Below are 12,580 nucleotides of genomic sequence, written 5' to 3'. Positions count from 1 at the left end.
AAATTGAAAGTAGTATTATTAGCTGGTGGACTAGGAACAAGACTAAGTGAAGAAACAGATATAAGGCCAAAGCCGATGGTTGAAATAGGAGGAAAACCTATTTTATGGCATATTATGAAAACTTATTCAACTTATGGCTTCAATGATTTTGTTATTTTACTTGGATATAAAGGATATTATATCAAAGAGTATTTTGCTAATTATTTTTTACATCAAAGCGATGTAACAATTGATATGTCAGATGGCTCAATGAAAGTACATAATAATTCAAGTGAACCTTGGAAAGTAACACTATTAGATACAGGTCTTAATAGTATGACAGGTGGAAGAATTAAAAGGGCACAAAATTTTATAGGGGATGAACCCTTTTTGTTAACATATGGAGACGGTGTTGCAGATATAAATATTGAAGAATTAATTAAATTTCATAAGTCTCATGGAAAAGCAATGACAATGACGTCAGCTCAGCCTGATGGAAGATTTGGAGCATTACACATTGATAAAAATAATAAAGTTATTGAATTTCAGGAAAAACCAAAAGGTGATGGGAGTTGGATAAATGCTGGATATTTTGTATGTGAACCTAAAGTATTTGATTACATTATAAATGGTGACCAAACAGTTTTTGAACAAGAACCCCTTAAAACATTGGCAAAGGAAGATGAAATATATACATTTAAGCATGACAGTTTTTGGATGCCAATGGATACATTGAGAGATAAAATGAAATTAAATGAGATGTGGGAAAATAAGAAAGCTCCTTGGAAAGTTTGGTAATGTATAATAATATTTATCAAGGTAAAAAAGTTTTAGTTACTGGGCATACTGGGTTTAAGGGAACTTGGCTTACCGCTTGGTTACTACAATTAAAAGCAGAAGTTGTAGGAATATCAAAAGATATTCCTACAAAACCTTCAATGTTCGAAGAATTGCATTTAGAAAATAAAATTGTGCATTATAAAGAAGATATAAGAGATTTGTCTAAAATGATAGAAATTATATCAACTGAAGAACCTGATTTTTTATTTCACTTAGCGGCACAGCCAATAGTATCGACTTCTTATATTGAACCTATTGAAACTATTTCATCAAATGTTATGGGCACAACAAATATATTGGAAGCTTTAAAAATATCAAATCATAAATGTACAGCTATTATTATCACTAGTGATAAAGCTTATGATAATATTGAACAGATATGGGGATATAAAGAAGATGATAAAATGGGTGGAAAAGATATTTATAGTGGAAGTAAGGGTGCTGCTGAACTTATTATAAAATCATATTTTCACTCTTTTTTCAAAAGTAAAGATTCAAATATAAAATTAGCAATTGGTCGGGCTGGAAATGTTATTGGTGGTGGAGATTGGGCAACAGATAGAATTGTTGTTGATTGTATGGAGGCTTGGAGTGAAGGTGAAATAGTAGAAATTAGAGCTCCTAAAGCTACTAGACCTTGGCAGCATGTTTTGGAACCATTAAGTGGGTATCTTAATCTTGGGCAGGTTTTATATGAAGATAATTCTTTACATGGAGAAGCATTTAATTTTGGTCCAAGAGCAGAGCAAAATCATACAGTTGAAGAGTTATTAATAGATTTAAGTGGATACTGGGATTTTAATGATGTAAATGATGCTTATAAAGTTACAGGGAATATTCCATTTCATGAAGCAGGCCTTTTAAAACTTAATTGTGATAAAGCTTTATTTTATTTTAAATGGCAGGCTAATCTTGAATATAAAGATACTATTAGATTTACAAGTGAATGGTACTATGATTTTTATAAAACGGATAAAGACATTTATGATATAACAATGAGCCAGATTCAAGAGTATGAAACTTTAGCTAAAGAAAAAGGTTTAGTTTGGACAAAGTAATTGTTACACCCTTAAAACAAATTAGTCATGCTAAAGGTGATATATATCATGCTATGAAAAAGAGCGATAAAGGATATGAAGGTTTTGGAGAAGCTTATTTTTCATGTATAAATAAAAATGAAATAAAGGGATGGAAAAAACATACTAAAATGATTCTAAATCTTATTGTTCCAGTAGGTGAAGTAGAATTTGTTGTATTTGATGAAGATATTGAAGAATTTTTCTCGATTAAATTATCACAAAATAATTATAATCGTTTGACTGTAAAACCAAAGGCATGGGTTGCATTTAGAGGAATAGGAGAACATAATATACTTTTAAATTTAGCAAGTATAGAACATGATCCAAATGAGTCCCAAAGTATGGAGTTAGAAAAAATTAATTATGCATGGTAAAAAGATTTTAATTACTGGCAAAAATGGAATGTTAGGTTCTAGTCTAATCTCAAATTTAAAATATAACAATATTGTAGGAATTGATAGTACAATAGATCTTACAAATAATCAACAAGTTTGTAAGAAGATAAAAGAAGTAAAGCCAGATATTATTATTCATACAGCAGCTTATACTGATGTTGAGTCCTGTGAAACTAACCAAGACAAATCGTATCTTGTTAATACTCTTATGACACAAAATTTGGTCAATTATTGTATAAATCAAGACATATTATTTGTTTATATTTCAAGCACTGGAATATATGGCAGAAGTAAAGATGATAGATATAATGAGTTTGATGAAGTTAATCCAACAACAGTTCATCACAAATCTAAGTTTGAAGGTGAAAAAATAGTACGAAATCATTTAAATAAATATTTAATTTTAAGAACAGGTTGGCTATATGGTGGAGATAAAAATCATAGGAAAAATTTTGTTTATAAAAGATATTTAGAAGCAATACAGAATGGCACACTTTATTCAGATAATACTCAAATAGGAAATCCTACGTATATTAGTGACTTTGTTGAACAAATAGAAGTTTTAATTGAAAATCAACAATTTGGTATATTCAACTGTGTTAATAGTGCGAGTAATATATCAAGATATGATTATGTAAAAAAAATCATTGAATTTTTTGATATAGATTGTGAGGTAAAAGTTGCACCTCAAGGTATGTTTAAAAGAATTGCTCCTGTTTCTCACAATGAGTCAGCATATAATTATAAATTGGAATTATTAAATTTAAATATAATGAAAAAGTGGGAAGTTTCATTAAAGATATATATTAATTTATTAAAAAAAGGACTAGAATGAAAAAGCCACTAGTATCAATTTTGATGAATTGCTATAATTGTCAAAAATATTTAGAAGAAGCTATTCAAAGTGTATATTCACAATCATATACTAATTGGGAAATTATATTTATAGATAATTGTTCAACAGATAAAAGTAAAACTATAGTGGATAAATTTGATTCTAAAATAAAATATTATAAAACACCATATAATATGAATTTATGCAATGCAAGAGTATTTGCCAAAGAATTTATTTATGGTGAGTTTTTTTGTGTTTTAGATACTGATGATTTGTGGATGCCTGATAAGTTAGAAAAACAAATAAAAGTTATGTTGAAAAATGATGATATTGGAATCGTGTACTCAAATACTATTTATTTTAATGATTTGGGTGTTGAAAGACTTGCTTATGACAAAAAAATGCCTAGTGGGAAGATTTTTGAAGAGCTACTATCAAATTATTTTTTTTCTTTTGAAACGGTTATGGTCAGAAAATCTTTAATGGATAAGTATAAAATTTATTTTAATTCAAAGTATAATGTAAGTAGCGATGCAGAGCTATTTATTAAATTATCATATTACACTCAAAGTTATTATTTAGATAAACCTTTAGCAAAGTGGAGATACGGACATGGAAGTGAATCGGATAGAAGTTTATGTCTATTTCCAAGAGAATATGAAGTTCTATTAAAAGATCTATCAAACATGATTGAAAATTTTGAAATAGAGTATAAAACTTCTATACAAAAGTTACAAACAAAAATTAACAATATGTATGGCATGTGTGAATGGAGTAGAAATAATAAATCAAAATCGCGACAATATTTAAGTAATGCAATTAAAAAAGAAAAAAAGTATTTAATACCATACATTCTTTCTTTTTTTATGTCATATACAAACTATGTAAATTTACGTAGAAAGTTTAAAAAACTATGACGCCATTTGATTTAAATAAATCAATAAATCAATTGAAATTGTCAACATTATTTGATGATTCAAGTTTATTTTTATACTCATATGGCAGATATGCTTTACTTGACTTATTAAAGAAAAAAAAAATAAATACTATTTATCTACCTGCTTTTATATGTAAAGATATTTTATCACCAATCAATACTTTAGGTATAGAATATAAATTTTATCATGTAAATGAAAAGTTACAACCAATATTAGAAAATATGAAAATGGATGCAATTATAATGGTAAATTATTTTGGATTTGCACAAAACATAGAACCTTTTTTAAATTATTGTCAAGAATATCAATCTTTATTAATAGAAGACAATGCACATGGATTTTTAAGCAAAGATAATGAAGGTAGATTTTTGGGAACAAGAGGTGATTTTGGTATATTTAGTTTTAGGAAAACTGTTTTTCTTCCAAATGGGGCAGGACTGCTTGTTAATAGTAGTTTAGGAAAAAATATAAACTTCCAAAATAGTCAAAGTCAATATACAACAGAAGATAATTATTATGACAATAAATTAATGATTAAGAAAATAATTAACTATACACATCCCATATTAGGTTTAATTATATTAAAATTTAGAAGACTATTACGCTTTATTAAAACTGGTCATTCACTTCCTACTTTTGATGAATCAAGTGATATTGAGCTTCCTTCAAATGATAAAATCACACCTCGATTGGATACTAGAGTTTTACAACTAGATATTCAAAATGAGATAAATAGAAGGAAATGTATGTATAATATGATTATGTTTTATGCTAAAAATTTTAATATTCAGCCAATATATGGTAGTTTAAATAAAAATACTGTTCCCTATGCTTTTGCATTTATTGCAAATGAATATGAAAAAAATAAATTTGAAAAGTTTTTATTAAATAAGAATTATTTTGTATTACCTTGGCCTGATTTACCAAAAGAGATTTTATCAGGTAATTATAAGTTTTATAAAAATGTATGGATGGTTCCTTTTTTATGGTAGAAGTTAGAGTTATAGAGAATAAAGAAGATTGGAATAGCCAGTTAAAAAACACCGTTAATTATAATATTTTTTCAACATACGAATGGGGAAATTATAAGTCAGCAAATTGGAAAGTTGAACGATTGGCATTTTATAAAAGTGGAAACTATTTGGGGCAATGTCAATTTTTAATTAAATATAAATTTGGATTAGCCTTAGCATGGAATAGTGGTGGAATTAATTATGTTAATGCAAAATATTTATCACCAATTATTGACTCTATAAGAGAATATTATAAAGATTATATTTTTAATTTTAGGTTTAATTTTTATGACAATAAAAATGGTGAAAATTTATTTAATATACTCCCTTTACTTACAATAGTTTCTTCTAAAATTAACAGTGGTTTCAGTATAGTGCATTATCTTGAAAAAGATATTGATTATATTAAAAATATGAATTCAAACCATCGTTATTATTATAAAAAAGCTTTAAAAAATAATTTAAAAGCCACCTTCTCTTCAACAGAGAGTATAACAGATTTTGTTGATATTCATAATAATATGACTAGGGCTAAAGACCTTCAAAAGTTAAGAATCAATCACCAAGATATTATTAATTTATCAAATGCGTTTAATAAGAATTTTTTAATTGAAACAATCTACTTTGAAGAGAAGGTGGTTGCAAGCTGTCTTATCCTAATTTTTGAAGATTGTGCATTTTATTATTTGGCAGCAAGTAATGAAGATGGTAGAAAATTGTTTGCTTCATATTTCATGATTAAAGAGTTACTAGATTACCTTACTATCAATGGGATAAAAAGGTTTGATTTTGCTGGAATAACACCTTATGAACAAAGTGCTAATGGTGTTAATAAATTCAAGGTGGGATTTGGAGGAAAAATAGTCAATTACTTGGGAGAATTTGAATTATTTAATAATAAGTTGGTTAATGTTACTTTTAATAAATTAATAAAATATATTATCTAAAAATAGGAGATTGTTGTATGTTAGGATTTAATGATATAGCAAAAAAGAAGACTCATTTAGCCTATCTAGAAGATAAGGATATTTTTTCTCATACGGCAGATGCTTTTGTATCAAAAAAAATAGTAAAAGGTTATTTATTTTTTTTGAAAAATATAATTTGTTTTAATTTAGAAAAGACTAATAATTGCATTGATCTAGGCTGTGGAGCTGCCAATATTACAAATGAATTTTTAAAAAAAGGTTTTAATATAAAAGGATTAGAATATTCAGACGACGCAATGAATATGTTAAAAAGAAATAATCCACAATTAAATTTAGTGCAAGGTGATATGACTAAATTTAAGGAAGACAATAGTTATAATTTTATATTTTCAAGAGAAGTATATTTAATTACAAGAGTAAATTCATACTTAGAACAACATAAGATAGTTTCTAACATAATTGATAGTTTAAAGTCAGGGGGTATTTTCATGTTAGTTGGAAGTGATGTTAACTATCCTCAATGTATGGATTATGACTTAATTATAAAGAATTTCCGAAAAGATCATAGAATTAAATTTGTTAGTGATAAGTATTATGAAATATTAATAACAAAATTCCATCAATATATTTTTGGAAAAATATCATATAAAATATGTGAATTGCTATTTTTACCTTTAATTTGGTACAAGAAAAGATATCAAATGTGGGCAAGCCAATATATAATAGTATTTGAAAAAAAATAAATGAAAAAATTAATTAAAGCAACACTATCATCAATTTATTATAATGTATATTTTAAATATAAGAAAAGTGTAGGAAATAGAATTATCCTTTATCATTCTATTGGCTCAAAATTATCTCATGATAATTATGGAATTTCAATTTCAAAAGAGAGGTTTTCTGAACATATAAAATATATTAAGGAACACCATGATATTATTCCTATTGATGATAAATATAAATATAAATTAAATTCAAATACGGTTTCCCTAACATTTGATGATGGGTATAAAGATAACTTATATGCACTGGAATTGTGTGAAAAATATAATGTACCTTTCACTCTTTATATATCTACGGGTTTTATTGGCAAAAAACAGTATTTGAATGAAGAGGAAATTAAATTATTTTCAAAGAGTTCTTTATGTAAGTTGGGTACTCATAGCATAACACATCCTCATTTGGATAGATTAACCTATGATGTGCAGTATATAGAATTATCTGATAGTAAAAAAAGACTTGAAAATATTGTTGGTCATGAAATTAAAGAGATGAGTTATCCTCATGGTTCATACAATCAGGATACAATAAAAATTATAGAAAAGTTAGGATACAATATTGTAACTTCAAGCCATATTGGTTTAAATACAAAACAAAATTTAGACTTAAAGAGATTAAAAAGAATAGAAATCATAGCCAGTGATGATATTTTTTCTTTAGAAAAAAAGATATTAGGTTATTATGACTATTTGGCATTAAAAGAAAAGTAAGGATAGTAGCATTGAAAATTAATTTTATAGATTTACAAAGTCAATATCAGAAATATAAAAGTGAAATTGATAAAGAGATTCATGAAGTACTTGATACCTCAGTATATATTATGGGTAATAAAGTTTCTACTTTAGAAGAGAATTTAGCAAAATTTGTAGGTATAAAACATGCAATAGCATGTAGTAGTGGCACAGATGCTTTAATTTTGGCATTAATGGCAATTGACATACAGCCAGGAGATGAAATTATTACTACACCTTTTACATTTATTGCAACAGCAGAAACTATTGCATTCTTAGGTGCTAAACCTGTTTTTGTTGATATTGATGCAAAAACATTTAATATTGCCCCTTCTTTAATTGAAGAAAAGATTACTTCAAAAACAAAAGCAATTATGCCGGTTTCTTTATTTGGTCAAATTTCAGATATGGATAAAATTAATGAAATAGCAAAAGTACATGATTTAAAAGTTATTGAAGATGCTGCTCAAAGTTTTGGAGCAGAGTATAAAGGTAAAAAATCATGTAGTTTATCAAATTTGGCATGTACCTCTTTCTTCCCAGCAAAACCTCTAGGTTGTTATGGTGATGGGGGAGCAGTTTTTACTAATGATGATGACTTAGCAAATAAATTAAGAATTATTTTAAATCACGGACAAACTAAAAGATATGTTCATAGTCACATAGGAATTAATGGAAGATTAGATTCTATTCAAGCAGGAATATTAAATGTTAAGTTGAAGTATTATACTGAAGAAATTATCAAGCGAGAACAGATTGCTCAAAAATATAATAACGAACTAAAAAATATAACAACTCCTTATATTTTTCCCAATAGCTTATCTGTTTGGGCTCAATATTGTATACTTGTTGAAGATAGAGATGCGGTGTTAAGCAAATGTTCCAATAATAACATTCCTACTGGTGTGTATTACCCGATACCTCTTCATTTACAAGAGGTATTTGAATATTTAGGATATAAAGAAGGTGATTTCCCCATAACAGAAAAAATATCAAAAAATATCATGGCACTTCCTATGTCAGCTTTTTTAACAGAAGAAGAACAAAATTATATCATTGAGGTTGTAAATGAATAATATTTTTATACATGAAACTGCATCAGTGTCACCTGAAGCTGTTATAGGTAGAGGTACTAAAATTTGGATTAATTCACAAGTTAGAGAAAAAAGTGAAATAGGAAGTAACTGTATTATTTCTAAAGATACATATATTGATACTCAAGTCAAAATAGGAAATAATTGTAAAATACAAAATAGTGTTTCAGTTTATCATGGAGTAACTATTGAAGATGATGTTTTTGTTGGTCCAAATGCATGTTTTACAAATGATAAAGTTCCTAGAGCATTTGATGAAGAGTGGGAAATAACACCTACTTTAGTTAAAAAGGGTGCAAGTATAGGTGCTAATTCTACTTTGGTATGTGGAATAACAATAGGTGAATATGCAATGATTGCTGCTGGAAGTGTTGTAACTAAAGATGTAGAACCATATAGTTTGGTTATGGGAAACCCTGCCGTTCATTATAGCTATGTTGACAAAATGGGAAATAAAGTTGAGAATAAAATAAATGAATAATAATGTTGTCAAAATAGGACTTTTAGGTGTTGGAAAGATGGGACAAAACCATCTTCGGAATTTATCAATGATAAAACAAGTTGAAATATCTTTTATATATGATTTTGACAAAGAAATTTGCAATAAGCTAGCAAAAGAATATAATGTAAAAGCTTCAGAGGACTTAGAAGATGATTTACAATATGTTGATGGGGTTATTATTGTTACACCTACATTTACTCATTATGATTACATTAAGCAAATTAGTAAGTACGTTAAAAATATTTTTGTTGAAAAACCTTTAACTGATACTTTAGAATCAACGAAAGAGATAGTTAAATTAGCGGAAGAAAATAATCTTAATATACAAGTAGGATTTATTGAGAGATATAATTCTGCTGTTGTTGGTTTAAAAAAAGTTATAAGAAATAGTAATCATATTATAAATATTGATTTTTCGAGAACAAATAAAGTTAGTAGTAGGATTACAGATGTTGATGTTGTAATTGATCTTATGATTCATGATATTGACTTAGCTTTATATATAAATGGAAATGCCAAAAAAGTAGATGCTCACGGATATATAAATAACGGTATGATTGAGTATGCGAGAGCGATCATTACACATGAAAATGGAAGTTTTTCCAATATTGTAGCTAGTCGAATTACTGAGAAAAGAATAAGACATATAAGTGCAACTTGTGATGATATGTATATTGATTGCGATTTATTAAGAAAAGAAGTATTAGTAAATAAACAATCAATTGAGCAGTATTTGGATGATGTCTCTATTTTATCAAAAGAGGAAACAATTACAATAAGACCTCAAGAAGGTTTATTATTGGAGCTTATAGATTTTATAAGTCTTTGTCAAGATAAAGTAGTAGATGTACCAAATGAGACTGATGGCTTATTTGCAATGGAAATAGCAAGTAAAATTCAGCAGCAAATTATGGAGTCAAAATGATGAGACCTCATATAAAAGGTAGTTCAATATTAGTTACTGGTGGAGCTGGCTTTATTGGTAGTCATTTAGTTGATCAGTTAATATTACAAGGTGCAAAAGAGGTAATTATTATTGATAACATGTTTTTAGGAAATGAAAATAATCTTAAAGATGCAATATTAAAAGGGGCTATTCTCTATAAAGATGATATTGAAATAACTTCATCATTAGATTATATTTTCCAAATACATAATATTGACATTGTTTTTAATTGTGCCACAAAAGCATTAAATTATTCTTTTGTAAATCCCAAAAATGCATTTGACACTAATGTTAATGGTATTTTAAATATTTTAGAACATCAAAGAGCTGGTAGATTTAAAACTCTTGTTCATTTTTCAACATCTGAAGTCTATGGTACTGCAGTTTATGAGCCTATGGATGAAAAGCATCCAATAAATCCAACAACAACTTATGCGGCTGGTAAAGCAGCTGCTGATGTAGCCATAAATAGTTATGTCAATATGTTTGATTTAGATGCTTTTATAGTTAGACCATTTAATAATTATGGTCCTAGACAAAATCATAAAGGATATATGGCTGGTATTATACCAATAACTGTATCAAGAATATTAAATGATATAAATCCTGAAATCCATGGTACTGGACTTCAAAGTAGAGACTTTATATATGTGTTAGATACAGTAGATGCAATTTTAAAGTTATATCCAAAGATGAAAAAAGCTGAAAGTATTAATATTTCAACAGATGGACAAATATCAATGAATGATGTTGTATTAAGAATCGTAAATATTATGGAATATAAAGGTGAAATTTTAAAAAAAGAGGCTCGTGGAGCAGATGTAAAATGTCATAATGCTAGTAATAAAAAGATTAAAGCATTAATTGATTATCAATTAACACCCTTTGAAATTGGTTTAGAAAAAACAATAAAATGGTATATGGAAAATATTAAATGATTAGATTAATTAAGCCTTATGTTAACTTTGAAGAAGTTCGAAATGAATTTGAAGAAGTATTTGAAAGTGGTTGGTTTACAAAAGGTAAATTTGTAGATGAATTTAGGAATTTATTAAAGTCATATACAGGTTCAAAAAATGCTTTTTTAACAACATCAGCTACTACAGCTTTGACAATGTCATTAAAAATATTAGATATCAAAGCAGGGGATGAGGTGATTATTTCAGATTTTTCATTTCCAGCAACTGCAAATGTAGTTGAAGATTTAGGTGCAATACCAATATTTGCTGATGTTTCTCTAGAAACTTTTAATATGTTGCCAGATGAGCTTGAAAATAAGATTACAACAAAAACTAAAGCAGTTATTTTTGTTGATGCTTTGGGAAATCCAAGTGGAATACTTAAAATAAAAGCAATTTGTGAGAAATACAATTTACCTTTAATTGAAGATGGAGCATGTGCAATTGGAAGTAGTGAAAATACTATAAAATGTGGAAATATAGCCGATTTAACTTGTTTTAGCTTTCATCCAAGAAAATTACTAACAACAGGTGAGGGTGGCGCTATTACTACTAATAATGAAGAGTATGCAAAACTATTAGAAATTAAATTAAATCATGGTTCAGTTGTTAATGATGGAAAGTTTGACTTTATTGATTATGGCTATAATTATAGAATGTCAGAATTACAAGCCGTTATGGGAATAAAACAATTAGAAAAGTTAGATTCAATTGTTAAATCAAGAAACACAATAAGAGATATGTTCATAGTACAACTTGAACAACTTGGATTTAAAGAACAAAAAGTAACCAAGGATGTGGTTTATAATGTTCAGTCTTTAGTATTTCAAGTCCCATCTGAAATAAATAGAGATGATTTAGTAAGCTATTTGAAAAACAATAAAATTGAAACTACAATTGGAACTTACAGTTTAAGTGCGACGACTTATTACAAAAATAAATATAACAATATTCAGAAAAATTCATCAAATTTAGAAAAGAACACTATCACACTTCCTTGTTATGAAAATTTGGAAATTAATAAAATATATAAAATAATATCTGGTTATATAAGTAATGTTAAATAAATTAATTAATTTTTTTCATAAAAAAAGAGATTTAGTTAATACAAAATATAATAGAGTTCTACCATTCGGTGATTATGTAAATGATAGATGGGAAAAAGCAAAATATTTAAAATTTGGTGAAGGCAGTAGTGTATATGATTCTTCACTTGTTTTAGGAAATGTTAAAGTTGGAGAAAATTGCTGGATTGGTCCATTTACAATATTAGATGGTTCCGGTGGAAGTTTAATAATTGGTAATAATTGTGATATTTCAGCAGGTGTTCAAATTTATACACATGACACAGTTGATAGAATAGTATATCAAAATGAGATATCAAAAGCATCTGTAAATATTGGTAATAATTGTTATATTGGACCCAATGTTGTTATCTCTAAAGGTGTTAGTATTGGGGATAATGTAATTGTTGGTGCAAATAGTTTTGTGAATAAGAATATTCCATCAAATGTTAAGGCATATGGTACACCAGTAAAAATTTATTGATAGGAAATTAGT

Annotated in this window: 15 protein-coding genes; all 15 read left to right on the top strand. The window is 27.2% G+C overall.

Going from position 1 to position 12,580, the window contains the following annotated elements; translation table 11 throughout:
- The first annotated feature begins 3 nt into the window (after positions 1-3).
- Genes rfbF through Q0617_RS00205 form a run of 15 tightly spaced genes read left to right on the top strand, consistent with a single transcriptional unit; the run spans position 4 to position 12,568 of the window.
- Entirely contained in the window at positions 4-777 is a 774-nt protein-coding gene (gene rfbF / locus Q0617_RS00275; protein WP_298749256.1) for a glucose-1-phosphate cytidylyltransferase, read from the top strand.
- Positions 777-1,877 (top strand): CDP-glucose 4,6-dehydratase, encoded by a 1,101-nt coding sequence (rfbG, locus tag Q0617_RS00270; RefSeq protein WP_298749254.1) that lies wholly within the window; start codon positions 777-779, stop codon positions 1,875-1,877. Before rfbF ends, rfbG begins: the two co-directional genes overlap by 1 nt.
- The gene (locus tag Q0617_RS00265) at positions 1,865-2,272 is read left to right on the top strand and encodes a dTDP-4-dehydrorhamnose 3,5-epimerase (protein WP_298749252.1); all 408 of its coding nucleotides are present in this window, start codon (positions 1,865-1,867) and stop codon (positions 2,270-2,272) included. Before rfbG ends, Q0617_RS00265 begins: the two co-directional genes overlap by 13 nt.
- On the top strand, positions 2,262-3,128 hold the full coding sequence (locus Q0617_RS00260; protein ID WP_298749250.1) for an NAD(P)-dependent oxidoreductase: 867 nt from the start codon (positions 2,262-2,264) through the stop codon (positions 3,126-3,128). Before Q0617_RS00265 ends, Q0617_RS00260 begins: the two co-directional genes overlap by 11 nt.
- Entirely contained in the window at positions 3,125-4,045 is a 921-nt protein-coding gene (locus Q0617_RS00255; RefSeq protein ID WP_298749248.1) for a glycosyltransferase family 2 protein, read from the top strand. Before Q0617_RS00260 ends, Q0617_RS00255 begins: the two co-directional genes overlap by 4 nt.
- Positions 4,042-5,058, top strand: a complete 1,017-nt coding sequence (locus Q0617_RS00250; protein WP_298749246.1) for a DegT/DnrJ/EryC1/StrS family aminotransferase — start codon at positions 4,042-4,044, stop codon at positions 5,056-5,058. The genes Q0617_RS00255 and Q0617_RS00250 overlap by 4 nt, the downstream gene beginning before the upstream one ends.
- Entirely contained in the window at positions 5,052-6,026 is a 975-nt protein-coding gene (locus Q0617_RS00245) for a peptidoglycan bridge formation glycyltransferase FemA/FemB family protein (RefSeq protein WP_298749244.1), read from the top strand. The genes Q0617_RS00250 and Q0617_RS00245 overlap by 7 nt, the downstream gene beginning before the upstream one ends.
- A 17-nt stretch (positions 6,027-6,043) precedes the next feature.
- Positions 6,044-6,751: a methyltransferase domain-containing protein gene (locus Q0617_RS00240; protein WP_298749242.1), complete on the top strand. Its 708-nt coding sequence runs from the start codon at positions 6,044-6,046 to the stop codon at positions 6,749-6,751.
- The gene (locus tag Q0617_RS00235; RefSeq protein WP_298749240.1) at positions 6,752-7,498 is read left to right on the top strand and encodes a polysaccharide deacetylase family protein; all 747 of its coding nucleotides are present in this window, start codon (positions 6,752-6,754) and stop codon (positions 7,496-7,498) included.
- A gap of 11 nt (positions 7,499-7,509) precedes the next feature.
- On the top strand, positions 7,510-8,595 hold the full coding sequence (locus Q0617_RS00230) for a DegT/DnrJ/EryC1/StrS family aminotransferase (protein ID WP_298749238.1): 1,086 nt from the start codon (positions 7,510-7,512) through the stop codon (positions 8,593-8,595).
- Positions 8,588-9,094, top strand: a complete 507-nt coding sequence (locus tag Q0617_RS00225) for an acyltransferase (RefSeq protein WP_298749235.1) — start codon at positions 8,588-8,590, stop codon at positions 9,092-9,094. Before Q0617_RS00230 ends, Q0617_RS00225 begins: the two co-directional genes overlap by 8 nt.
- Complete coding sequence (locus Q0617_RS00220; protein WP_298749233.1) at positions 9,087-10,040, top strand: Gfo/Idh/MocA family oxidoreductase; 954 nt, start codon at positions 9,087-9,089, stop codon at positions 10,038-10,040. The genes Q0617_RS00225 and Q0617_RS00220 overlap by 8 nt, the downstream gene beginning before the upstream one ends.
- Complete coding sequence (locus tag Q0617_RS00215) at positions 10,037-10,999, top strand: NAD-dependent epimerase/dehydratase family protein (RefSeq protein WP_298749231.1); 963 nt, start codon at positions 10,037-10,039, stop codon at positions 10,997-10,999. The genes Q0617_RS00220 and Q0617_RS00215 overlap by 4 nt, the downstream gene beginning before the upstream one ends.
- Positions 10,996-12,087 carry a DegT/DnrJ/EryC1/StrS family aminotransferase gene (locus Q0617_RS00210; RefSeq protein ID WP_298749229.1) on the top strand — a complete coding sequence of 364 codons (1,092 nt, stop codon included), beginning with the start codon at positions 10,996-10,998 and terminating at the stop codon, positions 12,085-12,087. The genes Q0617_RS00215 and Q0617_RS00210 overlap by 4 nt, the downstream gene beginning before the upstream one ends.
- On the top strand, positions 12,077-12,568 hold the full coding sequence (locus Q0617_RS00205) for an acyltransferase (RefSeq protein ID WP_298749227.1): 492 nt from the start codon (positions 12,077-12,079) through the stop codon (positions 12,566-12,568). The genes Q0617_RS00210 and Q0617_RS00205 overlap by 11 nt, the downstream gene beginning before the upstream one ends.
- Positions 12,569-12,580: the final 12 nt, after the last annotated feature.

The sequence above is a fragment of the uncultured Arcobacter sp. genome (assembly GCF_937982575.1).
Classification (GTDB): domain Bacteria; phylum Campylobacterota; class Campylobacteria; order Campylobacterales; family Arcobacteraceae; genus Arcobacter.
This window is presented reverse-complemented; position numbering and strand designations above follow the sequence as displayed.